The sequence below is a fragment of the Arthrobacter sp. ATA002 genome (genome assembly GCF_026898095.1).
Taxonomy (GTDB): Bacteria; Actinomycetota; Actinomycetes; order Actinomycetales; family Micrococcaceae; genus Arthrobacter_B.
The window spans coordinates 3,090,999-3,115,343 of record NZ_CP114015.1; the positions used below are offsets into that span (position 1 = coordinate 3,090,999).

The following is a 24,345-nucleotide window of genomic DNA, read 5'->3' on the forward strand; positions in this document are numbered from 1 at the left end:
CCATGCTTCATCATGCGGCGTTAGTAGCGGTAGTGCTCGGGCTTGTACGGGCCGGCGGCGTCCACGCCGAGGTACTCTGCCTGGCTCTTGGTCAGTTCAGTCAGTTCGACGCCGAGGGCGGCCAAGTGCAGGCGGGCCACCTTCTCGTCCAGGACCTTGGGCAGCACGTACACCTGGTTGGCGTAGCCGCCGTCCTCCACCGGTTTGCCGTGCTTGGTGAACAGCTCGATCTGGGCGATGGTCTGGTTTGCGAAGGAGTTGGACATGACAAACGAGGGATGCCCGGTGGCGTTGCCCAGGTTCAGCAGCCGGCCCTCGGAGAGCACAATGATGCTGCGCTGTTCCCCGGTCCCCTCGTCGAAGATCCATTCGTGCACCTGCGGCTTGATTTCGACCCTGTGGATGCCGGGGATCTTCGCGAGCCCGGCCATGTCGATTTCGTTGTCGAAGTGTCCCACGTTGCCCACGATCGCCTGATGCTTCATCCGGGCCATGTGCTCGGCCATGATGATGTCCTTGTTGCCCGTGGTGGTGATGAACAGGTCGCCCTGTCCCAGCACCGATTCCAGCTTCGCCACCTGGTAGCCGTCCATGGCTGCCTGCAGGGCGCAGATGGGATCGATTTCGGTGACGATCACCCGGGCGCCCTGCCCGCGGAGCGCTTCGGCGGCGCCCTTGCCGACGTCGCCGTAGCCGCAGACCACAGCCACCTTGCCGCCGATCAGCGTGTCGGTGGCCCGGTTCAGGCCGTCCGGCAGGGAATGCCGGATACCGTACCTGTTGTCGAACTTGGACTTGGTCACCGAGTCGTTGACGTTAATAGCCGGGAACAGCAGCTGGCCCTCGGCAGCGAGCTGGTAGAGCCGCAGCACTCCGGTGGTGGTTTCCTCCGTGACGCCGCGGATTCCCTCGGCAATGGCGGTCCATTTGCCGGGTGTTTCCGCCAGCGAGCGGCGCAGCACGTCCAGGATGACGGTGTATTCGTAGGAGTATCCCGGATCCCCTTCCTCCGGGTTCTCCGGCACTGCGCCCGCCGCCTCGAACTCGACGCCCCTGTGCAGCAGCAAGGTCGCGTCGCCGCCGTCGTCCAGGATCATGTTCGGTCCGCCGGAGCCTTCAGGCCAGGACAGGATCTGCTGCGCGGTCCACCAGTAGTCCTCCAGGGACTCGTTCTTCCAGGCGAACACCGGCACGCCGGCAGGTTCCTCCGGGGTGCCGGTGCCGACGACGACGGCGGCCGCCGCCTCATCCTGGGTGGAAAAGATGTTGCACGAGGCCCAGCGGACCTCGGCGCCCAGCGCGGTGAGGGTTTCGATCAGGACTGCCGTCTGGACGGTCATGTGCAGGGATCCGGCAATGCGGGCGCCCTTCAGCGGCTGGGCGGGGCCGTACTCGCGGCGCAGGACCATCAGGCCGGGCATTTCGTGCTCGGCCAGGCGGATCTGGTGGCGTCCGGCCTCAGCCAGGGACAGGTCTGCTACTTTGAAGTCGAAACTCATGGCGATCCTCAGTTCGAAGTGGCGGGGGCGGACGCGTCCGTTGCGGAAGACGCCAGCAGGACCGGAATGCCCTCGTCCAGGACGTAGCGGACACGGCGTCCGGCGGCGTCAGGGGCAGTCGAAACCAGCTCGCCGTTTTCCTCTTCCAGCGGAGAACCCGTTACGGGGCAGCGCAGGACCGCCATCAGGTCGGCAGTGAGTGTGGCCATGGATAACAGCACTTCCTTGGATACGTCGATGCCGTGCTCGGTAAACGCGGCGCAGGCCCCCAGACTATCCCTTCCGGGTACCGGGTTCGCGGTGCTCAGACCTCTTCACGGAGCACCCGCAGGTGCGCACGCCGGCTTCCGGGGATCTCCGCCGGTGGTTCCAGTGCGTGCTTGCCGGCGCGTTTGGGCGCCTCAGCCGCAGGCGCCTGGGCCGCTTCCCGCACTGCATCCACGAGGGCGGACAGGTCGTCGCGGCTCGGGGTGCGGGCCTGGTCCGAGAGGTCCAGCCGGACCACTTCCCAGCCCAGGGGAACAGTCAGCCGGGCCGCGTGGCCGCTGCACAAATCGTAACAATGCGGTTCGGCGTAGGTCGCCAGCGGCCCCAGCACCGCGGTGGAGTCGGCATAGACGTAGGTCAGGGTGGCGACAGCCGCCTGCCGGCACGCTGATCTGGAGCACAGTCTTAAGGAATCCACGGAGCATCACTTTACCCGGCCCGGCGGCCGGAGCCGGGCAGGCTCGCCGAAAGGCGGCCGCCGGGAAACAGTGCCTGCGGCGGGCCCCACCGGTTACAGTGCTTATATGTCCACCGGACCAACTCTTAGGGTGATTCTCGGCCCCGGCGATGACGGCGCCCGCTCTCTTCCGGCCGGCGCCGGGCGGCAGCGCCCGTTTCACCGGCGGCGCCGCAACCGGCACGGGCGCGGCCTGCGCGGAGAGCTGATTCCGGCACATCTGGCCGGGTCCCGCTCCCGCTCGGAGCGCTTTGACGCATGGGTCCTGGAATCGGCGCAGCGTCTGGAACGGTTGTGGGGCGAGGACATCCAGACCTACCAGTTCGTGGTCCAGGACATCCCGCCCGGCCTCGAGGAGCTGGCCGCGTCCGGCGGGCACCTGCCGTTCGGTGCCGGTGCGCCCGCGGCGGGCCCCGGCCGGCGGTGATCACTGTATACCGCCATCCGGTGGAGGCGGCGGCCCGCGGCCTCGTGCCGGTCAGCGAGCTGATTCACGACGTCGTAGTGGAACAGCTGGCCAGCCTGATGGGGATGGATCCGGAAACCGTGGACCCGGCCTACGGGCGGTTCCGGCCGCTGTAGCTGCGCCGGGTCCGCCCGTAGGCCGCGCCGAACCACAGCCGCCGTTCCGCTAGTAGCCCAGGCCCACCGGTACGCTCAGCCCGCCCACGTTACCCCGGGGCAGCGGCAGCACCGAGACTCCGGGGCCGTCCGCGGACGTAACCACCTGCGCTCCGTAGACGGCGTCCCCGGTGGTGCTGACCAGCACCGCAACGAGGCCCGAACCCACGTCCGTGGCCGGCACCTCGGCCGTGGTTCCCGCAGCGACCGCCACGACCTGCTCGTCCTTGAGGGCCCCGTCCTTTCCGACGCCGGTCAGGCGGACTTCGGCAGCTCCCGACGGCGCGGCAAAGGTGAGCACCGAATTGGCGTTCGGCAGCACTGCCAGGTGTTCGCTGCCCAGCCGCTCGCCGCTGGGGGCGACGGCGATGTCCACCGGCTCGTCCACCTCGGTTCCGCGGCTGGTGACGGCTCCCGCGACCACTGAGACATCGGCGGATACCTCCACCGTGTAGGTGCCCTCGGCCAGGTCAGTCAGGGGCAGCTGGCCGACGCTGCCGGCCGGGACGGTAAAGATGCCGCCGCCCTCAATCGCTTCCTCCCCCTGCGGACCAAGGACCCGGACGGAAACCACGGCGTTGGTGCTGCCGGGAACGGCCACTTGGACAGCCGGCGCCGCGAACTCGAAACCGCGCTGCGCGGCCACCTTGTGGTGGCGGCGGGATCCTGGATACGGAGCCCGCTGATCACCTGCCGGGGCGAGGCGGCAGCGGCGGGCTGCAGCAGCTCCACACCACCGGGGGTGAGGCCGCGAAGAATGCTCTGCTGCACGAGGGCCGTGACCGGGCCGCCGGAGCTGCGCACGCGGACGGCCGCCGCCGGTTCGTTTGCGGCCAGCCCCGCCATGACAATCGATTGTGTTTCCCCGGGCGGAACCAGGATCCCCCGGGTGCCCGTGCCCTCCACTCGCCCCTTGGAACCATAGACTTCCAGGTCAACGGTGGCCGCGCTCGCGGAGGAATTGGTCAGCCGCAGGACGGCAGTGGCCCCTACGGTGGTGCGCACTCCCGTGATCCACATGTCATTGCCCGGGGCCTGGCAGTTGGCGGCAGCGAGGCCGGACAAGTCCCCGTCTCCGGCGGCGAACGTGGTCACCGCGTTGGCCGTGGCCTGCAGGGTACCCGAGGGTTCAGCGCTCAGGACGCTGACATCGGAAACATCAAAATGGCTGACGGCGCCGGCGCTGCGGACCCCCGCCAGGGGCGCAGCGTCCGGAGCGTCCTCGGCGATAGTCTTGAGGGCTGTGGTGCCGTCCGCCCCCAGCAGCGCGGACGCGGGCACCGGATTGCCGGGCCCGCTGAGCACCGCAGCACTCAGCGAGGTCCGGGCCGATGCCGACAAGGGGCTGAACTCCGGATCCGTTCCGGCGACGTCGCCGGAGAGCAGCCGCAGCGGTTCCGGGCACACCGCGGTCAGCGGGCCGGCGGGAACCTCGGCGGCCGGGACGCCGACCCTTCGGTCGGCTGCTCCGGCATCCAGCACGTGGGGTCCAACTACTGCGGCCGCAGCCGCAGCAAGGATCAGGACGCCGGCAGCGGCAGTGGCGGCCCGCTGCCGGCGCCGCTGCCGCCGGACCCGGGTTTCCGCCCGGCCGGCCGGAGCGGGCTGGGACGCAGCCGCTTCCGTGCGCTCTTTGTGTGAATCCCTGCGGCTCATCGGCGTCGTCCTTCCGCTGCGCCGGCTTCGCCGGAGGCATTGACTCTGTTGTCCGGCTCCGCCCGGAGGGCTTCTGTTCCCGAAACATTGACAGGCTGCGTTTGCCGCGGAGCTTCCGCCGGACCGGCCGGAGCGGAGCTTTCAGCCGGAGCCGGCTCCGCTGCCGCCGGCTCCGTGCGGAGCGGTCCCTGCCGGCCGGGCAGCCGGACGACGCCGGCGCGGCTGCGCGTTGGCAGGGCCAGCAGCACCGTCAGCACGATGACCAGGACCTGCAGCGTGCCCAGCCATGGTTCCCAGCCGGTGGTGTAGCCCGTTTCCAGCTCTCCTCCCCGGCCGGCAGCTCGAAGGCCTGGGCCCAGCCGTCCGCCGTCGCCGGCAGGGTGAACCGTTCAGGCTTGCGCGCCACCCGGGATCGGAGCGCTCGGCCAGGACCAGCAGGCGGCCTTCTTCGCCGGCGGGAATGGATGTCCGGACACCGGTGCGCCCCGATGGAACAACAGACTCCACGGTGCCGTCGGCCGCCACGATGCGGACCCGGCCGGTCTGCTCCGACAGGCCTTCGGTGCCCTGACCGTCCAGCTGCCCGGCAACCCGCCACAGCCAGCCGGAGCCGGTCTGCCCCACCGGGGTCAAGCCGGGAACCGAGTCAATCTTGCCGGCAAGGAGTTCGGCGGAGGTATCGGACTGCTGCAGGACGACAAAGCCGACGCCGAGGCGGGCCAGTTCCCCGCGCGGGTCCACGCCGGTTCCGGCGGTGATCACGGCGACGGCGCGGCGCAGGTCCGCGTCGGCGTCGTCGTCGTCCGCAAGTTCCTCCGCGTTGACCGGCCCGGTGACTGTGCGGGCGGCATAGACCGCGGACATGCTGTCCAGTGTGGTGCCGCCGTTGCGCATCAATGCTGCCGTGACGTCGTCGTTGGCGTCGGTGCGCAGCAACAGGGTTCGGGTGCGTTCGCCGCTGCCGCCCCGGTCCGCCGCGGTGGCGGGAAGGGTGCGTTCCGCCGCGGGGGCCACCAGGAATCCGGTGCCGTTGACACCGGCCGTGATACTGCCCGGGCCGGCGGTCGCCAGCGGAAAGCTCCACAGGGCCAGGCTCGCCGCGGGCCCGAGCGCGAGGAGCACGCCGAGCAGGACGGCGGCCGGACGCGTGGTCCGGCCGCCCGCAGCAGCGCTGCTGCCGGCGGTGCCGCTGCTGCCGGCACCCGCACGGCCCGGCCGCTTCCGGCGTGCCAGCATGGCGTCGCCGGCCAGCAGGGCCGCACACAGCTGCAGGAACACCGCAGCCGAAACCAGCGGACCGGGGAACGGCGTCACCAGGGCGCCGGCGGTGGCTCCGGTGGCCAGATACGCCGAGGCCCAGCTCAGCAGGAGCGCCAGAACGCTCAGGATCCAGGCCAGCCGCGCGAGCGCGGCCCGGCGTCCGGCAAAGAGCGATGCCGCGGACAGCGCCAGGACCGGAGCCCCGACGGTGACGGCAAGCACCAGCGGCCAGGGACCGGCGGGCAGGAAGTCCAGTGCGGGCAGCGGTCCGGTGACCTCAAAGGCCACCGGGAACCCCAGCAGCTGCTGCCACAGCGCGGCCGCATCAAAGCCAAGGGGAACCCCCGGGTCGGCGGCCAGGGCGCGCGGGCGCCCGAGCACGGAGACGGCCGGGGGAAGCAGCAGCGCCGCGGACGGCAGCAGAGACCACCACAGGGTCCGCGCACGCCGGCGCAGCCGCACGGACAGCAGGAGCACGGCCGTGCAGGCCAGGACAAAAAGCAGGGGTGCCGAGGCAGTCAGGACGGCCAGCAGCAGTCCCGCGGCAGCGGCCGCTGCCCAGCTGGGTACGCCGCCGGTTCCGGGGACGCGCGGTGCCGGAGCCGGCTGGATGTCGGAACGACCGCCGGTTCCGGTCCCGGGTTCTCCGGACCCCACCGCCCGCAGCAGAGCCAGCACGAACAGCGGCAGCAGGATATGAGCGATCAGTGCCCCGAGGCGGCCGTCGCCCAGCGCCACCTGCAGTGCCGGCGCGGCACCCCAAAACATGGCGGCCCAAAAACGCAGTCCGCGGTGCCGGGTCAGGGCTCCCGCTGCAAACCAGGCACTGAGACCGGCCAGCGGCATCGCCGTGAGCATGAGGGCTACGAGGGCCGTGTTGGTGCTGCCGAGTCCGGCAACACCGAGCAGCCACAGCACGTAATCGAACGGATCCCCGTGCCCGGGGTAACCCGAGCCGAGCTCAATCCACCATGAGGAGGCGTGGGACCAAATTTCCCCCAGCCGCCCGGACAGCGGCAGCAGGCGCCGCCGGCAAGGGCGGGGGCGCCAATAAAGCGGTGCAGCGCGGTCAGGGACGCGGCCAGCAACAGCAGTGCCGCTGCAACGGCGCCAACGCCCACCCAGGCCCGGGCCGGAGCGGCCAGGGATGCGAAATCGTCGTTGGAATCGCCGCTGGGCTCGAAGGAACCGGCGTCTGTGCCCGAGCCCAGCAGACCGGCTGTGTCCGAGGGATCTGCATTCGCCCGGCCCCAGGCCGCAGGAACATCTGCCGGTTCCGATTCGAACAGGGACCGGCGGTGTTCGCGCACCTCGCGCGCGCCGGTGCGCAGGGCGTGGACGGCGCTGCGCGGGCGGGTGCGGGTGGCCGCAGCGGCGCGCCGGGAGCGGAAGAGGTCCACCGGGCGCAGCACCCCGCCGATGCTGGCGGTCAGGGAGCCCAGAGCGTACCCGGGATCCTTGGCGAGCATTCCGAGGAAGAACCGGCCGAAACCGCCCAGGACGGCGCCGGCCATCAGGAAGGGCACCTGCCACAGCGGAGCGTGCTTGAGCCGCAGGAAAATCTCGGCCCGGCGCAGGGCGCGGGCGGAGGCAGCAGTGTTGGGCCTGCTGCCGGCATGGCGGACCTTCGCGGCCGGAACAACGACGACGCGGTGTCCGGCGAGGCGGTTGCGCCAGCACAGGTCAATGTCGTCGCCGGTGCCGGGCAGCGCCGGGTCAAAGCCACCGAGGGCTTCCCACACGTCGCGGCGCACGAGCATGCCGGCTGAGTTCACGGCAAAGATGTCGCTGCGCGCGTCGTACTGGCCCTGGTCGAGTTCGTCGGCGTCGATCAGGGTGACACGTTCGGCCCACCGGCTGATGGAGACGCCAACGTCCACGAGCTGCCGGTCGTTTTCCCAGTCCACCTGCTTGGTGCCGGCGATGGTGACCGAGGGCGCGCGTTCAACTGCGAGCAGCAGTTCCTCCAGCGCGTTCGGCGCGGGGGCGGAATCATCGTGGAGAAGCCAGAGCCAGTCCTCTGTTTGGTCTGCCGGTGCGGGCCCGGCCAGCTCCGCGAGGCCGGCACGGACGGCGGCGCCGAACCCGGCCCTGGGCGGCGCGGCCGCCACCGGGCTGCCGGCGGGCAGGAACTGCCGCAAAAGTGCGGCGGAATTATCGGTGGAGCCGGCGTCGACGCCGATGCAGACGTCGGCCGGCCGGGTTTGTCCGGCCAGCGCTGTCAGTGTTTCGGGAAGGTACTGTGCGCCGTTGTGGGCAACCACAACGGCACAAACACGAACGTGCGAAGGAATTAGACTGCCTGCTTCCGAAGCCGGCGGCGTTCGCGCTCCGACAGACCGCCCCAAATTCCAAACCGTTCGTCATTGGCGAGGGCATATTCCAGGCACTGGGAGCGCACGTTGCAGGCCGCGCAAACCTTCTTGGCGTCGCGGGTTGACCCACCCTTTTCCGGGAAGAAAGCCTCCGGGTCCGTCTGGGCGCACAGCGCGTCGGACTGCCAGCCGAGCTCGCCGTCGTCGTAGTCGCTGCCCAGTCCGGGCAGGCCGATCCAGACGGGCCGGGTGTCCTGCTCGGCGGGGGCGGGGAACAGGGCGACGGGAGGGTCGAGGAGCTCCTCGTCCTCCGTGTCCGGGGCGAGGGCTTCGTGCGCGGCCAGGAAAGCCGTGGCCTGGTCTTCCAGCCCGGCGGCGTCGCGGCGGTAGCGCTCTGCGGCGCCGGGGTCAGCTGGATCCACGTACCAGTCCACGGGCACTCCGCGGGAGCCGTAGCTGGCGGATGCCTGCGCGGCGATGGACCGATCGTGCGTGTATTCTGCCTGCCCCATGGAAGACCTCCCGGTGTTTTTGCCCTGCAGCGGATCTTTGAGCCCTGCCAGGCACAATCAGCCTGCTTGGAATGCATCTAGGTGATGGATTGCTGGAACAAATCCGATACCTAATTACACGCGTGTAATACGGCGCCGTCAAGCTGTTTCGGCATCCTATAGAGTCAAGACGTCAGATCCGGGGCACGCCACGCCCGGATTTTCGCCCCGCCGTACCGGCGCGTCGCGGTTGCGTCCCGGGCTTTCATCCCCGCCGGGCGGTTACCCGCGGCGGTTCACACCGGCCGCTCCCGCTTCCACAGGAAAGAGACCGACATGCCCGCAGGGATTTCCGTTCCCACCATACTGTCCACGCTCCGCACCCGGCAGGCAACCTCCCCTGCGCTGATTTGGTACGGCCCGGGGCCCGAGCGGATCGAGCTCTCCGGAAAGGTGCTGGACAACTGGGTCGCCAAGACCTCCAACCTCCTGGTGGATGAGCTCGACGCCGAGCCCGGCATCCGCCTGCGGCTTGATTTGCCCGCGCATTGGAAGACCTTGGTGTGGGCGCTGGCGGCCTGGCAGACCGGCTGCACCGTACTGGTGGGCCAAACGCACCGGGATGCCGCAGGCGCAGCTGACGCTTCCGCTGCAGCCGGCGGCGGCGCTGACGTAACGGTAACGGCTTCGCAGGAAGTGCTGGACACCGCTGACGGAACTGTCGTGGCGGTGGCCCAGGGAGCGCTGGAGCTCCGGTGGTCCGGAGAGCTGCCGGCTGCCGCCGTGGATTACGCGGCCGAAGTGCGCAGTTACGCGGATACCTACCTCGCCGGAGAAGAAGCGGGACCGGGTTTCACCGCCCTGCACAGCGCTCTCGGGCAGGACGGTTTGACCCTTACCTACGCCCAGCTGGCGGAGTCAGCCGGCGGAGGGACGCAGCAGACGCTGCTGATTCCGGCCGGAAAAGACCTGCCGGACGTGCTGGCCGCCTCACTCCGGACCTGGGCCGCCGGCGGCACCGTGGTGCTGGCTGCGCCGGAGGTGGAGATTTCGGAGCGGCTGCTGGCCGCCGAGAAGGTTACGGCACGGCTGGAGGAGTAGGCTCGGCTGCCATTCCGGAGGAGCGCGGGCCGGCGGCGGGCGGGCCGCCGCGGGCGTCCCGCCGGCGTCCGCAGTCTTCGCGGCACCGGGCTTCCGGGGTTCTTTTCATCGAGGAGTTGGTAATCGTCCTCGAAGCCCGGCTCATCATCCAGCTCGTTGTTGAACACCCAGAACCGGTACGCGAAGAACCGCAGAATGGTGGCTACACCGATGCCGACGACGCCGGCGAACCCGAGCCACTTGGCATCGGTAATGCCCATCGGATACTGGGCCACCCAGGTGAAGCCGCTGGAAATGACAATGCCCACGCCGTTGATGATGAGGAACAGCACCAGTTCACGGGACACGTTGTTCTGGCGGCGCCGGCGGAAGGTCCAGAAGCGGTTGGCCACCCAGGAGAAGAGTGTGGCGGTCAGGGCACTGACAATCCGGGCCTTGGTGGCGCTGCCTTCCAGGGGACCGTGGTAGAGGATCCACCACAGTCCGTTGTCCACGACGAAGGCGACAGCCCCTACCGTGCCGAACTTCGCGACTTCACGCCAAAACAGCGATGCCAGCCCTCTAATGCGCGCAGACAGTGATGAAAACATGATCCTCCGAGGCCGTTGGTGCGCCGCCGGCCGGAATTGCCGAAGCTGGACACAGTACCCGCCGCACAGAAACGCGGACGGTAAGGGCACAATATTACCCCGGAACGTGGGAGTTACCTGAGGGTGTGCAGCGAACCGCACTCCACAAAAGAGGAATTCGGTCTCTTTTCGGTAACCTAAGGTCGTGAGCTTTCCTATAATTGGCGTCGTCGGCGGTGGCCAGCTGGCCCGGATGATGGCCCCGGCCGCAGTGGCCCTCGGTTTCGAACTCCGTGTCCTGGCCGAGGGGCCTGACGTCTCCGCCGTACCCGCTGTGGCATCCGCCACAGTGGGAGACTACCGGGACCTGGAAACCCTGTCCGGCTTTGCGCGCGACGTCGACGTTCTGACGTTCGACCACGAGCACGTACCCGGAGAGCACCTGCACGCCCTGGCCGCTGCCGGAGTGAACGTGCAGCCCTCCCCGGCGCACTGATCCATGCCCAGGACAAACTGGTCATGCGCGCCGCCGTCGAACGGCTGGGCCTGCCCAACCCGCGCTGGGCGGCGGTTTCGGAAGCCGCCGATCTGGTGGACTTCGGAAAATCGGCCGGCTGGCCCGTCGTGCTCAAGACACCGCGCGGCGGCTATGACGGCAAGGGGGTCCGGATTATCCACGACGCCGCCGGGGCCGCCGCCGCCGCGGACTGGTTCACCGGAGGACCGCTGCTGGCCGAGGAAAAGGTTCCCTTCACGCGCGAGCTGTCCGCCCTGGTCGCACGGACACCGGGCGGCAGCGCCCACCCGTGGCCCGTAGTCCACTCCATCCAGGTGGAGGGCGTCTGCGACGAAGTAATCGCACCGGCGCAGGAGCTGGACCCGGACGTGGCTGCGGCGGCCCAGGACGCGGCCCTGCGGCTGGCCGCCGAACTCGGAGTCACCGGCGTCATGGCAGTGGAACTCTTTGAAACCCCGGACGCGGAGCCGGATTCCTTATCAACGAACTGGCCATGCGGCCGCACAACTCCGGACACTGGACCATGGACGGTTCCGTCACCGGCCAGTTTGAACAGCATCTTCGGGCTGTCCTGGACCTGCCGCTGGGGGCCACGGACGTCCTGGGGGCCGTCGTCGTCATGAAGAACTACCTTGGCGGTGCCAACACTGACTTGTTCAGCGGCTATGCTCAGGCACTGGCCGCCGAGCCGGCTGCCAAAATCCATAACTACGGCAAATCGGTCCGACCGGGCCGAAAGATCGGGCATGTCAATGTGGTGGGACGCAGTGCTGCGGACCTCCCGGAGGTACGGCGGAGCGCCGAACGCGCCGCGGCGATCCTCCGCGACGGCCGCGATCCGCAGAAGGAGAAATCATGACCAGCCGCGACACGCCACTGGTAGGACTCGTCATGGGTTCGGACTCCGATTGGCCCGTCATGGACGCCGCCGCGGCAGCCCTGGCCGAATTCAACATCCCCTATGAGGCCGACGTCGTGTCGGCCCACCGGATGCCCGCCGAAATGATCGAATACGGCCAGCAGGCGCACCGCCGCGGGCTGCGGGTCATCATCGCCGGAGCCGGCGGCGCCGCGCACCTGCCGGGCATGCTGGCTGCCGTCACCCCCTGCCGGTGATCGGCGTTCCCGTGCCCCTGAAATACCTGGACGGCATGGATTCGCTGCTCTCGATCGTGCAGATGCCCGCGGGCGTGCCCGTGGCCGCCGTCTCCATCGGCGGAGCCCGCAACGCCGGGCTGCTGGCCGTGCGGATGCTCGCATCCGGCACCGACCCGCTGGCCGCCAAGCTTCAGCAGCAGCTGCTCGAGTTCGCCTCCGGGCTGCGCCAAACCGCACTGGCCAAGGGCGCGAAACTGCGCACCTCCGCCGCCGTCGGCGACTAGGGCACCCGTGGACCAGAGCAACGAGTACAACGCCGGCCCCGGAACGCTCACCGATCCGGTGCGCAACCCGCAGTCGGCGCCGCCCGGCGCACGCACCAAGCGTGCCTTCATCCTGCTGCTGCTCACCCTGGTGCTGCCGGGATCGGCGCAGGTAGTAGCCGGAAACCGGATGCTGGGCCGCCGCGCCCTGCAGGTGACCTTCACCGTCTGGGCCGTTGTCCTGGCCGCCCTCGTCCTCGCCCTGACGAACCGCGCGCTGCTGGTCACAAGCCTCACCAACGGCTGGGCCTCGTTCATTCTCATGGTAATTTTGGCCCTGCTGGCGGCGGGCTGGGCGCTGCTGTTCCTGAACACGCTGCGCATCATCCGCCCGCCCCTCCTGGAACGCCGCGTCCGTCCGCTCGTCGCCGGGCTCCTGGCGGTTCTCATGGTCGGCACCAGCGGCAGCCTGGCCTACGGTGCGTACATGCTCAACGTCAGCCGCAGTGCGGTCGGCACAATCTTCTCTTCGGGCCCTCGTTCGATCCCGTGGACGGCCGGTACAACTTCATGCTGATGGGCGGCGATGCCGGCGAGGACCGCACCGGACTGCGCCCGGACAGCATGTCCGTGATCAGCGTGGACGCCAAGACCGGCAAGTCCATCACCTTCAGCCTTCCCCGCAACTTCCAGAACGCCCCCTTCCCGGACGATTCCCCGCTGGCCTCCGTGTATCCGGAGGGGTACAACTGCGGTGACGAGTGCATCCTGAACAGCCTCTACCAGACCGTGGTGGAAAATCATCCGGACCTGTACCCGGAGTCCAGCGACCCCGGCGCGGAAGCGATGATGGACGCCGCATCGGGGATTTTGGGACTGGAAGTCCAGGCCTACGTCATCGTGGACATGGAGGGCTTTTCCACCCTGATTGACGCCATGGGCGGCATCACCGTCAATGTCGAAGGCTGGGTGCCGATCACCGCCGGCGAAATCCCGGGCACCAACCGGCATTACCCGCCGGACGGCTGGATAGCTCCGGGTACACAGAAAATGGACGGCTACACGGCGCTCTGGTACGCCCGGTCCCGCGAGTTCGTGACCGACTACCACCGGATCGCGCGGCAGCAGTGCGTGCAGCAGGCCATGGTGGCGCAGCTCGATCCTGCCACCCTGCTGACCCGGTTCCAGGCCATTGCCTCGGCCGGTGAGCAGATCGTGCGGACCGACATCCCCCAGCACCAGCTCGGCAGCTTCCTCGACCTGGCCCTCAAGGCCAAGGGACAGCCCATGGAGCGCCTGACCATTGGTCCGCCTGACTTCGGCACGGCGGCAGATAACTTCGTAACCTACCCCGACTTCACCCTGATCCATGCCCGGGTTGCTGACATGATTTCCGGGCAGGTGGCGGAACCTGCCGAAGCGCCCGCCGAAGCGCCCGCGGAGGCGCCCGCGGAGGCGCCCGTCGAGGCCGGGGACGACACGGCTCCCGAGGACGGCGGCGACGCCGGGAACAGCACGGACATCGGTACGGAATCCGGCCCGGCCGACCAGGGTGCCGCGGCTGGGCAGCCTGGAAATCACCCAGGAGTATCTGCAGTACCTGGCCGAAATCCAGGACGACGCAACGCTCGGCGCCCTGCTGAACAACAATGGTGCGTGCAGTCCGGGCTAGTCCCGGCCTGCTGCGGCACCGGACCAACTCCGACGCCTTCGAAAAGAGAACCATGTACCTGCTGAACAACACCCTTCGGCCCTACGCCTGGGGTTCCTTCACCGCCATGGCCGAACTTTTCGGCAGGAGCCCTCCGGGCAGCCCGAGGCGGAACTCTGGATCGGCGCACATCCGGGGGCGCCGTCGGGCCTGGTTCCGCCCACACCGGAAGCCGAGTCGCTGGACCAGCTGATAGCTGCCGACCCCGAGCAGATGCTGGGCCGCGAAACGGCCGTTGCCTACGGAAACAGCCTTCCGTTCCTGGCCAAGGTCCTGGCCGCCGGCGCCCCGCTGTCCCTGCAGGTGCATCCCACCCGGGAACAGGCAGCGGCCGGGTTCGCCGCCGAGGAAGCCGCGGCCCTGGACCGCACTGCACCGGAGCGCAACTACCGCGACGACAACCACAAGCCGGAGATGATTTTCGCCCTGACGCCCTTCGAGGCGCTCTGCGGCTTCCGTGAGCCGGACGAGGCAGCCCGGGTCTTCCGCACCGCCGTCCGGGCCGTGCAGGCCGGCGGCGCGGAGGTGCCGGAGCTGCTGACCTGGGCGGTCAGTGAACTGTCCAGCGGCCATGACGCGGCGGACCGGCTGCAGAGCGTTTTCCGCGCCATCATCAGCGACGGCGAAGACGTACGCGAAGCAGTGCGGCTGACCGCCGGTGCGCTGGCCGGCTCCGACCCGGAAAATCTGGAGCCGTTCGCCAAGGAACTGAGCACCGCCGCGGACCTCAACGCCTATTACCCCGAAGATCCGGGCGTGCTGCTGTCCCTGCTGCTGAACCGCGCCTCGCTGCAGCCCGGTGAGGCTGTGTTCCTGCCCGCTGGCAACGTCCACGCGTACCTCAGCGGCCTCGGCATTGAGGTGATGGCATCCTCGGACAACGTCCTGCGCGGCGGACTGACCCCCAAGCACGTGGATGTGGCCGAGCTGCTGAAGACCGTTGATTTCCGTCCCGTGGACATCCCCCTGCTGTCCGCGGTGCACACGCAGATGGGCCAGGAACTCTACCGCCCGCCGTTTGGCGAGTTTCAGCTGCAGCGAATCGAACTGGAGCAGCGGGCCTCCGACGCGGGCGAGGATATTCACCCGCTGCGTCAATGTCCGGCTCCGACGTTTCGGTGCTGCAGAACGGCCCCACCATCGTGATCGTGGTCCGCGGCACCGTGGTCTTGGACTCTCCCAAGGGAGACCTGGTGCTGGAGACCGGACAGAGCGCCTTCATTCCCGCGGCCGAGGCGCCGGTGATTGCCAAGCTGTCCGCGCATTCGGCCCAGCACGACGACGGCGCACTCGCCTTCGCGGTAACGGTCGGCTCCGCGGACACCGGCCGGCCCGATCCAGATCCATCCGAGCCCCGCCTGGCCATTTAGCGTCCGGCGTCCGCCCCGGGCCGGTCCTCCCGGCCCGCACTCTGCGGCAGTGCCGCTCCACCCCGCCGAGTGTAGAGACAATGCCGCTCCGCCCCGCACCGCCCCGCCGACTGTCGAGACGATACGGCTCCGCCTCGTCTGCCGCCGCCGAGTGTAGAGACAATGCCCCTCCGCCCCACCGAGTGAAGAGACGATGCTCGAATTCGCCAACCAGTCCCGCACGAACGCGACACTGGATACGGACAAGCCGCAAGATATCTACACTCGACGCGTCCTCAGGCCGGACGCCACCCCGCCTAACCGACGGACCTCGACCGCTCGAGTGTAGGGACAATGCCCTTCCACCCCGTCGAGTGAAGAGACGATCCCGGAATCCGACAGGCAGAGTCATATGGTCAGTGCAACGCTCTGAAAATACAGGAGCGATGCGATGCCCAGCGGTTACCCCTTCAGCCAAGATTTCAAGGACCGGTTTTACGACCTGATCTGTTCCGGCGTCTCCCTGACCAGAGCGTGCGAGCTCATGGGCGTGTCAGCGATGGGAGCAAGGAACTGGTGGCGTGATGCTGGTGCAATGAAACTAGTTCAAAGACCCGGTGGTGGCGGACTGGCAAGACCTGGCCCGTCGAATAGACCCGGCGGCCCGGGACGCCGGCTAAACCTGGACGAACGGATCGAGATCATGTGCGGACTGCGGGCCGGTAAAAGCCAAGCCGAGATCGGGCGCATGATTGGCCGGGACAAATCCGTGATCTGCCGGGAAATCAGACGCAACCTCAACGCCAACGGGATCTACCACGCAGGGATGGCGCACTCCCGCGCCCATATCCGCGCCGACCGGCCCAAACCGTTCAAACTCATAGACAACCCGGGACTCTGCACCCAGATCACGCAATGGATGGATCAGGGCTGGAGCCCAAAACTCATTTCGTTGGTCCTGGCCAAGGACTTCCCCGATGATAAGAGCATGCAGGTCAGCCACGAAACGATCTACCAGTGCCTTTACGTTCAAACCCGGGGCCAGCTCCGCAAGGACCTTTACCGCACCCTGAGCCTAAAGCGGGCCCGCCGCAAACCGTTGACCACCGATCACACCACCGGGCGCGGCAAGCTCTTCTCTGACGCGTTCACGATCAGCCAGCGCCCGGCCGAGGCCGAAGACCGGGCAGTGCCGGGGCATTGGGAAGGGGACCTGATCGTCGGAACCGGCTCCCGCTCAGCGATCGGCACGCTGGTGGAACGCTCGACCAGATTCACGATCCTGCTGCACCTTCCCGAACGGCATACCTCCGAAGCGGTCGCGGAGGCCATGATCGCGGCGATGAAGCACCTGCCGGCGGACCTGCTGCGCACGGTGACCTGGGACCGGGGCTCGGAAATGGTCAAGCACAGGCAGATCACTGCAGAGCTCGGGGCGCCGGTCTATTTCTGTGATCCGCATTCGCCTTGGCAACGCGGAACGAACGAGAACACGAACCGATTACTGCGGCACTGGTTCGAGAAGGGTACGGATTTGAGCGTGTATACCAAAGCCGATCTGCGCAAGGTCCAGGACTCCTTGAACCGGCGGCCCCGCCCGACCCTCGGGCTGGCGACACCGGCTCAGAAACTTGCTGAGCTGCTGCAACCTGCAGCAGCCTAAACCCGCGTTGCACTAACCGGTTGACTTAGCCACAGCCATTCCCACACGAACCCGACACTCGAATCCGTCAGCCCTCAGCGGCGCCTGTCAGCGGCAACGGCCGTCGAGCAGCGCGCCGCCGTCCGGAAGCCGCCGTCCGGAAGCCGTCGTCCGCTCCGGGCCGGCAGCAGCGCGCCCGTCGGCAGGAAGCCTATCGGCGGATCTTGGCCTTCGCGGCGGCAGCGAGCCCGCGCAGTTTCCGCAGCCCGGTTTTGGCCAGGGGCAACACCGTCGTGAACACCGGATACAGCGGGGACAGCGGCTTGTCCCAGGTTCCGGCGAGCTGGTCCTCGTGCTTGGCCCAGCCCATCTTGAACTTGGAAACGCCGTCGTTCAGCAGCCCGTTGAAGTCGTAACGGATGACGCCGCGCTCCTTCATGGCCGTAATCGCATGCCACTTCAGCGCGTAGTTGGCGCGCAGCCGCTCGCCCTCCTCGGTCATGCCGCCGTAGAGCTCAAACGCGGTGTGGCCGCTGGTCGACAGCCAGAGGAAGGCGACGACGCCGTCCCCGCTGAAAGCCGCGTAGACCGGCGAGTCCCCGCCCAGGTTGTCGAAGATGTCCAGGTAGTAGCCGTCTTCGTGGATGCCGAACCCGGCACGCTCGGCCGTCTGCTTGTACACCGCCAGGCACTGTGGAACCTCGTCCCGGGTGACCCGCCGGTAGTCCAGCGCCTCGCGGCCGGACTTGCGGATGTACTGGCGGTGCTTCTTGGACATGTCCGCGAGCAGCTCGTCTTCGGTCCGGGACAGGTCCAGGATCAGGGTGCGGCCGATCAGGATGGTGTTGGCCGAGGGCCGGAAGCCGGCGGCGGGCAGGCTGGCAGCAGGGTCGCTGCCGGCGTCCCAATCGGGTTCGATGCTCAGCGCGACCGGACCATGTGTGCCCTTGACGTAGTCGCTGACCGCGCCGAGAACCTCAAGCTCGCGGCCGGGAACCGACTGCGGACCGCGGGGAATGTAGGCGAGCACCTTGAACGGAAACGGCAGCCGCCGCAGCAGCACCTGGGCGGCGCCCACCAGCTTGCCGCCGTCGTCCTGGATGAGCAGGCGGTCTACGGTCCAGTTGTGTTCGGCCTTGGTCTTGCCCCAGCCCCACAACTGCTGCGGATGTCCGTTGAACTCGTTGACGGCTTCGTTCCAGCGGCTGGAATCGGAGCAGGGTGTAACGCGCAGTGTCATGCGTTCCAGCCTACCGGGGGTTACCGGACCAGCCCGCGCGCTCCCCTGTGGTCCCGGCCACTTGTTAGGCTCGACTCATGACTCCTTCAACTTCCGGCACCCGTTCCGAGATTCCCGGCTCCCGGGGGTCCGACCTGCCCAGACAGCTGACAGTCACCGTTTGTTTCATCGTTTGCATCGTCGGCTCCATGATCGGTGTCGGCGTCTTCGGCGGTACGCCCATTGCCGAAGCCGCTGGCGGAGCCCTGAACGCAGATGCCACGTATCTGGCACCCGCCAGCGGTGCGTTCTCCATCTGGTCGGTCATTTACACCGGTCTCGGCGCGTACACCATTTGGCAGTGGCTGCCGTCCCAGCGCAGTTCCGCGCGCCAGCGTTCGCTGGGCTGGCTGGTCGCCGCTTCACTGGTCCTGAACGCTGCCTGGATTCTGAGCGTCCAGGCCGGCTGGGTTGCCGTCAGCGTCCTGGTCATCGTTGCCCTGCTCGCCGTGCTGGCAGCCTGCTTCGTGCGCTACTCCCGGACTCCGGCGGCCAACTGGATCGAGGCGGTCGCCGTGGACGGCACGCTGGGTCTGTACCTCGGTTGGGTCTCCGTGGCGACCTGCGCCAACACTGCCGCTGCCCTGACCGACGCCGGCTGGAACGGGTTCGGGCTCACCCCGGAGGTCTGGTCCATCACTATCCTGGCCGTGGTCGCTGCCCTGGGCGTGGCGCTGGCCGCCTACGGCCGCGGGCGGCTGGCCCCCGCCGCAGCCCTGGCGTGGGGCCTGTCCTGGATCGCCGTGTCCCGCCTCAACGGCGAACTGCTCTCCACCGGAACTGCCGTTGCCGCCATTGCCGCGGCCGCCGTTATCGCGCTAGCTGCCGTCGTCTACCGGGTCACGGGCCGCAACCGGATCCCCGCCGAAGCGGCCGCGTCCGCCGCACACCGGTAACCCGGAGCCCCTGACCGTCCCTCAGCCGCCACCACGCCGAAAGAACGCCATGCCGTCCGCCGACGAGCTCATCAGCAGCAGCACCGCCCAAACACTGGCCCGTGCCATCGGCGCCGCCGCTCCGGCGGCCGACCTCACCGCGCTGCGGGACGCCGCACGCGGGGTGGCGGGACTGGCGCTGCGCGAACGCTCCGATCTGCTGCGCGACGCGCTCCTGGCGGCCTTCCGGGCAGTTACGCCGCCCTTGCCCGCGCCGTGCGCCTGGCCCTGGACGGCACGCCGGACTTTACGGGCTGGCTCATCTGGCCCGTGACCTCCGCGGTTGCCGCCAAGGCGGTGGCTGCCAACACGACAGCCGCGTTCGACGACGCCATGGCCCTGCTGGCCGAGCTCACCGGCCGCCTCACCTCGGAATTCGCCATCCGGACGCTGCTGCGCCATGACGCGGACCGCGCCCTGGCCATCATCGCCGCCTGGACGGACTCGCCCGACGACGACGTGCGGCGGCTTGCGTCCGAGGGCACGCGCCCGTACCTGCCCTGGTCGATCCGGGTGCCGGAGCTCGTCGGCCGGCCCGGTATTACCGTTCCGCTGCTTGACGCCCTGTACCGGGACGAGAGCGCGTTTGTGCGCCGTTCAGTCGCCAACCATCTCAATGACCTCAGCCGCGAGAATGCCGGTCTGGTGCTTGAGACGGCGCGCCGCTGGCTGGCCGATCCGGCCCCGCATACGCCGGCCCTGGTCCGCCACGGGCTGCGCACGCTCGTCAAACGGGGCAACACGGAGGCGCTGGCCCTGCTGGGCTTCGCCCCGGCTGCGGTGGAAATAACCGGACCGGTGCTGCACAGCGACCGGGTTCCGTTCGGCGGCAGCGTGCGCTTCACCGCGGCCGTGCGCAACACCGGCAGCGAACCGGCGCGCCTGGCAGTGGACTACATCGTCCATCACCGCAGGGCCAACGGCAGCCAGACCGGGAAGACCTTCAAGCTGACGACGGCGACGCTGGCACCGGGGCACAGCTCGACGTCGTGCGCGAGCATTCGTTCCGGCCCATCACCACCCGGCGCTACTACCCCGGCCCGCACGCACTCACGCTGCAGGTCAACGGTGTTCCGTCGCAGCGGGCGGAGTTCGACCTCCTGGTTCCCGCCGGACAGCCGGAGCAGCCGGAGCAGCCGGAGCAGCGAAAGCCCCGGAACCAGCCGGTCCCGGGGCTTCTTCCCGCTGAGGCGCCGCGGCCTACTTCAGGCGGGCGTACGACTCCCACTTGTGCGACTGGTGCTCGCCGTCCACCACGCGGATGGTGCCGGACTTGGAGCGCATCACGATCGACTGTGTCAGCACGCGGTCTTTCTTGTAGCGCACGCCGCGGACCAGGTCGCCGTCGGTGATGCCGGTGGCGGCAAAGTAGCAGTTGTCGCTGGTGACCAGGTCGTTGGTGGTCATGACCCGGTCCAGGTCGTGGCCGGCGTCGATCGCCTTCTGCTTCTCCTCATCGGAGGTGGGCCAGAGCCGGCCCTGGATGACGCCGCCGAGGGTCTTGATGGCGCAGGCGGTGATGATGCCCTCCGGGGTTCCGCCGATGCCCATCAGGGCGTCGACGTCGGTTCCCTCCCGGGCCGCGGCGATGCCGCCGGCAACGTCACCGTCCATCAGCATCCGGGTGCGGGCTCCGGCGTCGCGGATTTCCTGCACCAGCGGCTTGTGCCGGTCCCGGTCCAGGATCATCACGTTGAGCTGGTTGATCTTCTTGCCCTTGGCCTTGGCGATCAGGTGCAGGTTCTGCTTGACCGGCAGGCGCAGGTCCACCATGTCGGCGGCTTCGGGCCCGGTGATGAGCTTTTCCATGTAGAACACGGCGGAGGGATCGAACATGGTGCCGCGTTCGGCTACGGCCAGCACCGCCAGCGCGTTGTTGATGCCCAGGGCGGTCAGGCGCGTGCCGTCAATCGGGTCCACTGCGACGTCGCAGAGGGCACCGGTGCCGTCGCCGACGTGCTCACCGTTGTAGAGCATGGGGGCTTCGTCTTTTTCGCCCTCGCCAATGACCACGACGCCGTTGAAGTGGACGGTGGAAATCAGGGACCGCATGGCGTCGACGGCGGCGCCGTCGGCCGCGTTCTTGTCGCCGAACCCGACCCAGTGGCCGCCGGCAATGGCTGCGGCCTCGGTTACCCGGACCAGTTCCAGCGCCAGGTTCCGGTCCGGCTCGTCATCACCCACCGCCAGGGCGGGGAAAGTGTGGAGTACTGAGCACCTTTGGTCACGTTTAACCTCATCTTCGAAATGTCGCTGTAAACCGTTTGTCCAAATAGCAACAAACGGTTCGGCCTTGTTCCGATCATAGTCGCCGTGGCCTGCGCCACCACTCACGATTCCTATTCCGTCCGGATCGAAAGCGGTCCGAGTAGGACTTGAGCCGCCGGATAGGCGATCATGGAAGGGTGAGTGAGCACCAGCAGGACCAAGACACGCCCGTAACCCCCGCACTGACCGGCAAGCAGGCCAAACGTGCCAACGCCACCGTCATCGGAATGCTGATCGCCACCGGACTTACGCTGGCGCTGGTCCTGGTTCCGGTGCTCCTGAATCCCGCGCCGAAGGCAACCACCCGCAACGTCGATGTGCAGCAGGTTGCCGTGCAGGCGGCCGGCGACGCCGGATACGCACCCCTGGCGCCTGACCTGCCGGAGGGCTGGAGCTCCAACTACGCCCGCTGGGAAGCCACCAACAGCAGCGGGGTTCCGCTCTGGGAAGTGGGTTATGTCACTCCCGGCACCGACTTTATTCGTCTTTCCGAGACCGACGCCGGCAACCCGACGTGGATTGCCCAGATGTCCGGCGACTCCATGGTGGCCGGTGAACGCACCGCAGGCGGCAAGACCTGGGAGCTGCGCGACTCCGCCGACGGCGAGGCCAGCATGGTCCTGGAACACGAGGGCATCACCGTCGTGCTGACCGGCGAAGCAGACCTCGCCGAGTTCGATGTCCTGGCCGAGGCCGTGGTCCGGGATCTCACCGCGGCACCGGCCCAGTAACGGATACCCGCCCACAGCGGCGCGGGGTTTACGCTAAGAGGCGTGAATGAACCCGCCGCTTCCGTAAACAGCCCGGCACAGGCATGGCAGACGCTGCACGAAGGCAACGCCCGCTTTGTCGCCGGGGAGTCCTCACACCCGAACCAGGATGCCAGCCGGCGCAGCTCGCTGATCCACGAACAGAATCCGTTCGCCGTAATCTTCGGCTGCTCGGACTCCCGCCTCGCCGCCGAAATCATCTTCGACCTCGGGCTCGGCGACGCCTTCGTGATCCGCACCGCCGGCCAGGTCATTGACGACGCCGTCCTGGGCTCCCTGGAGTACAGCGTCGCCACCCTCGGAGTACCCCTGATTGTTGTCCTCGGACACGACAGCTGCGGCGCCGTGACCGCAGCCAAGCGCACGGTGGATACCGGGGAGATGCCCGGCGGCCACATCCGCAACCTGGTGGAGCGCATTACCCCTTCCGTCCTCGCCGCCCAGCGCAACGGGTTCACCGAGGTCAACGACATGGTCGTGGAACACACCAAGCAGACCGCCGAGCAGCTGGTGGAAAGTTCACAGATCATTGCTGCCGCCGTCGAGGAGGGCCGCACCGCCGTCATCGGTGTCTCCTACAAGCTGGCCGAAGGCGCGGCGGACCTGGTCTCCGGATACGGCGCCCTGGTCCACCCCGCCGTGCAGCGCACCCGCAGCTAGATGCTGCCCCGGCAGCCGTGCCCGTCCAGGAGTCACATGCCTCCGGCGCCTGTGACGGCGCGGTTTCGGCCGAAGGCGCTGCGGATACTAGGCTGGGATCATGACTTCTGACACTCCCGAATTCCGCATCGAACATGACACCATGGGCGAGGTCCGCGTCCCGGTGAACGCCCTGTACCGCGCCCAGACGCAGCGCGCCGTCGAGAACTTCCCGATCTCCGGCAAGCCGCTGGACAGTGCACACATCGAGGCGCTCGCCCGGATCAAGAAGGCAGCCGCCACCGCGAACGCCGAACTGGGAGTGCTCGACGCCGAGCGCGCCCGGGCGATCGAGAAGGCCGCCGACATGGTGGCCGGCGGCACCCTCGACGAGCACTTCCCAATTGACGTTTTCCAGACCGGGTCCGGCACCTCCTCGAACATGAACACCAACGAGGTCCTGGCCGAACTGGCCACCCGCACGCTCAAGGACGCCGGAAGCGACACCACGGTCCACCCGAACGACCACGTCAACGCCTCACAGTCCTCCAATGACGTGTTCCCGACGTCGGTGCACGTGGCCGCCACCTCGGCCCTGATCAACACCCTCATCCCCGCCCTGGACCACCTGGCGGTGTCACTGGAGCGCAAGGCCGAGGAATTCAAGGACGTCGTCAAGTCCGGCCGCACCCACCTGATGGACGCCACTCCGGTGACCATGGGCCAGGAATTCGGCGGTTATGCCGCACAGGTCCGCTACGGCATCGAGCGCGTGCAGGCTTCTCTCCCCGCGTGGCCGAGGTCCCCCTGGGCGGCACCGCCGTCGGCACCGGCATCAACACCCCGGCCGGCTTCCCGCAGCGCGTGATCGAACTGCTCGCCGCCGACACCGGACTGCCGCTGACCGAGGCCCGCGACCACTTCGAGGCGCAGGCCAACCGCGACGCCCTCGTCGAGGTTTCCGGCATGCTGCGCACCATCGCAGTGTCCTTCTCCAAGATCGCCAACGACCTGCGCTGGATGGGTTCGGGTCCCAACACCGGCCTGGGCGAAATCGCCATCCCCGATCTGCAGCCGGGATCCTCGATCATGCCGGGCAAGGTCAACCCCGTTATCTCCGAGGCCGTCATGCAGGTTGCCGCACAGGTGGTGGGCAACGACGCCGCCATCGCCTGGGCGGGCACCTTCGGCTACTTCGAACTCAACGTCGGCATCCCCGTCATTGCCTCGAACCTGCTCGAATCCATCCGCCTGCTCGCCAACTCCTCGCGGATCATGGCGGACAAGATGATCGACGGCATCGAAGCCAACGTGGAGCGTGCCCGCTACCTGGCCGAGGCTTCCCCGTCCATCGTGACGCCGCTGAACAAGTACATCGGCTACGAAAACGCCGCCAAGATCGCCAAGTTCGCGGTTCAGGAAGGCAAGACCATCCGCCAGGCCGTCGAGGAACTGGGCTACGTGGAGCGCGGCGAACTGACCGTGGAGCAGCTCGACTCAGCCCTTGATGTGCTGTCGATGACGAAGCCGCCGCAGGCCTAGTCCCAGCTCCTTCGGGGCGTCCGGCCACGGGCCGGGCGCCCTTTGCATGTCGCCCTCCGCGGCGTCCCGTCGCTGCGCCGGACCACCCTCAGCGGG

At 68.3% G+C, this 24,345-nt stretch carries 22 protein-coding genes and 5 pseudogenes; 15 read left to right on the plus strand and 12 right to left on the minus strand.

The window, feature by feature from the left end; all coding sequences use genetic code 11:
- Positions 1–20 precede the first annotated feature (20 nt).
- The 3 genes from ahcY to OL239_RS15215 form a co-directional block, all read right to left on the minus strand.
- Positions 21–1,499, minus strand: coding sequence for an adenosylhomocysteinase (gene ahcY, locus OL239_RS15205; RefSeq protein ID WP_268909612.1), 1,479 nt, complete (start codon positions 1,497–1,499; stop codon positions 21–23).
- A gap of 8 nt (positions 1,500–1,507) precedes the next feature.
- Positions 1,508–1,708, minus strand: coding sequence for a Trm112 family protein (locus OL239_RS15210; RefSeq protein ID WP_268909613.1), 201 nt, complete (start codon positions 1,706–1,708; stop codon positions 1,508–1,510).
- A gap of 95 nt (positions 1,709–1,803) precedes the next feature.
- A complete protein-coding gene (locus tag OL239_RS15215) occupies positions 1,804–2,184 on the minus strand; it encodes a DUF3499 domain-containing protein (RefSeq protein ID WP_268909614.1) in 381 nt (126 codons plus the stop codon).
- A 106-nt stretch (positions 2,185–2,290) separates the two neighbouring features.
- Between OL239_RS15215 and OL239_RS15220 the strand changes: the two genes are divergently transcribed.
- Positions 2,291–2,650, plus strand: coding sequence for a hypothetical protein (locus tag OL239_RS15220; protein ID WP_268909615.1), 360 nt, complete (start codon positions 2,291–2,293; stop codon positions 2,648–2,650).
- Positions 2,647–2,805 (plus strand): metallopeptidase family protein, encoded by a 159-nt coding sequence (locus OL239_RS15225; protein WP_268909616.1) that lies wholly within the window; start codon positions 2,647–2,649, stop codon positions 2,803–2,805. Before OL239_RS15220 ends, OL239_RS15225 begins: the two co-directional genes overlap by 4 nt.
- Positions 2,806–2,854: 49 nt before the next feature.
- Here OL239_RS15225 and OL239_RS15230 read toward each other — a convergent pair whose 3' ends face one another.
- The 5 genes from OL239_RS15230 to OL239_RS15250 form a co-directional block, all read right to left on the minus strand.
- Positions 2,855–3,418 carry a DUF5719 family protein gene (locus OL239_RS15230; RefSeq protein ID WP_268909617.1) on the minus strand — a complete coding sequence of 188 codons (564 nt, stop codon included), beginning with the start codon at positions 3,416–3,418 and terminating at the stop codon, positions 2,855–2,857.
- Positions 3,319–4,500 (minus strand): DUF5719 family protein, encoded by a 1,182-nt coding sequence (locus tag OL239_RS15235; RefSeq protein WP_268909618.1) that lies wholly within the window; start codon positions 4,498–4,500, stop codon positions 3,319–3,321. The genes OL239_RS15230 and OL239_RS15235 overlap by 100 nt, the downstream gene beginning before the upstream one ends.
- Positions 4,501–4,641: 141 nt before the next feature.
- Entirely contained in the window at positions 4,642–6,678 is a 2,037-nt protein-coding gene (locus tag OL239_RS15240; RefSeq protein WP_268909619.1) for a hypothetical protein, read from the minus strand.
- Complete coding sequence (locus tag OL239_RS15245) at positions 6,624–8,024, minus strand: glycosyltransferase family 2 protein (protein ID WP_268909620.1); 1,401 nt, start codon at positions 8,022–8,024, stop codon at positions 6,624–6,626. Before OL239_RS15245 ends, OL239_RS15240 begins: the two co-directional genes overlap by 55 nt.
- A gap of 29 nt (positions 8,025–8,053) precedes the next feature.
- Positions 8,054–8,587 (minus strand): WhiB family transcriptional regulator, encoded by a 534-nt coding sequence (locus OL239_RS15250; RefSeq protein ID WP_268909621.1) that lies wholly within the window; start codon positions 8,585–8,587, stop codon positions 8,054–8,056.
- Positions 8,588–8,902: 315 nt separating this feature from the next.
- On the opposite strand from OL239_RS15250, the gene OL239_RS15255 reads away from it, so the two are divergent.
- Complete coding sequence (locus OL239_RS15255) at positions 8,903–9,667, plus strand: TIGR03089 family protein (protein ID WP_268909622.1); 765 nt, start codon at positions 8,903–8,905, stop codon at positions 9,665–9,667.
- Positions 9,668–9,888: 221 nt separating this feature from the next.
- Here the strand turns inward: OL239_RS15255 and OL239_RS15260 are convergent.
- A pseudogene (locus OL239_RS15260) lies at positions 9,889–10,257 on the minus strand (GtrA family protein); the annotation flags it as partial.
- Between the two features lie 232 nt (positions 10,258–10,489).
- Between OL239_RS15260 and OL239_RS20285 the strand changes: the two are divergent.
- From OL239_RS20285 to OL239_RS15305, 7 genes and pseudogenes are all read left to right on the plus strand, one after another.
- Positions 10,490–11,612: pseudogene (locus OL239_RS20285) on the plus strand (5-(carboxyamino)imidazole ribonucleotide synthase).
- A pseudogene (purE, locus tag OL239_RS15280) lies at positions 11,609–12,135 on the plus strand (5-(carboxyamino)imidazole ribonucleotide mutase). Before OL239_RS20285 ends, purE begins: the two co-directional pseudogenes overlap by 4 nt.
- Before the next feature lie 7 nt (positions 12,136–12,142).
- Entirely contained in the window at positions 12,143–12,691 is a 549-nt protein-coding gene (locus tag OL239_RS15285; protein ID WP_268909626.1) for a hypothetical protein, read from the plus strand.
- On the plus strand, positions 12,664–13,851 hold the full coding sequence (locus OL239_RS15290) for an LCP family protein (protein ID WP_268909627.1): 1,188 nt from the start codon (positions 12,664–12,666) through the stop codon (positions 13,849–13,851). Before OL239_RS15285 ends, OL239_RS15290 begins: the two co-directional genes overlap by 28 nt.
- A gap of 94 nt (positions 13,852–13,945) precedes the next feature.
- Entirely contained in the window at positions 13,946–14,971 is a 1,026-nt protein-coding gene (gene manA, locus OL239_RS15295) for a mannose-6-phosphate isomerase, class I (RefSeq protein ID WP_268911788.1), read from the plus strand.
- Positions 14,944–15,195: a hypothetical protein gene (locus OL239_RS15300; RefSeq protein ID WP_268909628.1), complete on the plus strand. Its 252-nt coding sequence runs from the start codon at positions 14,944–14,946 to the stop codon at positions 15,193–15,195. The genes manA and OL239_RS15300 overlap by 28 nt, the downstream gene beginning before the upstream one ends.
- Positions 15,196–15,625: 430 nt before the next feature.
- Positions 15,626–16,837, plus strand: coding sequence for an IS30 family transposase (locus tag OL239_RS15305; RefSeq protein ID WP_268908791.1), 1,212 nt, complete (start codon positions 15,626–15,628; stop codon positions 16,835–16,837).
- 190 nt (positions 16,838–17,027) lie between these two features.
- On the opposite strand, the gene OL239_RS15310 is transcribed toward OL239_RS15305, so the two are convergent.
- The gene (locus tag OL239_RS15310) at positions 17,028–18,056 is read right to left on the minus strand and encodes a lipid II:glycine glycyltransferase FemX (protein ID WP_268909629.1); all 1,029 of its coding nucleotides are present in this window, start codon (positions 18,054–18,056) and stop codon (positions 17,028–17,030) included.
- Positions 18,057–18,133: 77 nt separating this feature from the next.
- Here OL239_RS15310 and OL239_RS15315 point away from each other — a divergent pair, with 77 nt between their 5' ends.
- Positions 18,134–18,991 (plus strand): TspO/MBR family protein, encoded by an 858-nt coding sequence (locus OL239_RS15315; protein WP_268909630.1) that lies wholly within the window; start codon positions 18,134–18,136, stop codon positions 18,989–18,991.
- Positions 18,992–19,040: 49 nt separating this feature from the next.
- Entirely contained in the window at positions 19,041–19,304 is a 264-nt protein-coding gene (locus OL239_RS15320) for a hypothetical protein (RefSeq protein ID WP_268909631.1), read from the plus strand.
- 323 nt (positions 19,305–19,627) lie between these two features.
- Here the strand turns inward: OL239_RS15320 and OL239_RS15325 are convergent, their stop codons facing one another.
- The gene (locus tag OL239_RS15325) at positions 19,628–19,936 is read right to left on the minus strand and encodes a hypothetical protein (protein ID WP_268909632.1); all 309 of its coding nucleotides are present in this window, start codon (positions 19,934–19,936) and stop codon (positions 19,628–19,630) included.
- Positions 19,937–20,230: 294 nt separating this feature from the next.
- Positions 20,231–21,270 (minus strand): annotated as a pseudogene (gene glpX / locus OL239_RS15330) (class II fructose-bisphosphatase).
- A 165-nt stretch (positions 21,271–21,435) separates the two neighbouring features.
- Between glpX and OL239_RS15335 the strand changes: the two are divergent.
- The 3 genes and pseudogenes from OL239_RS15335 to OL239_RS15345 all read left to right on the plus strand — a co-directional run bounded on the left by OL239_RS15335 (position 21,436) and on the right by OL239_RS15345 (position 24,249).
- A complete protein-coding gene (locus OL239_RS15335) occupies positions 21,436–22,029 on the plus strand; it encodes a DUF4245 domain-containing protein (protein WP_268909634.1) in 594 nt (197 codons plus the stop codon).
- 42 nt (positions 22,030–22,071) lie between these two features.
- Positions 22,072–22,728: a carbonic anhydrase gene (locus OL239_RS15340; protein WP_268909635.1), complete on the plus strand. Its 657-nt coding sequence runs from the start codon at positions 22,072–22,074 to the stop codon at positions 22,726–22,728.
- 100 nt (positions 22,729–22,828) lie between these two features.
- Positions 22,829–24,249, plus strand: a pseudogene (locus OL239_RS15345) (class II fumarate hydratase).
- The last annotated feature ends 96 nt before the right edge of the window (positions 24,250–24,345 follow it).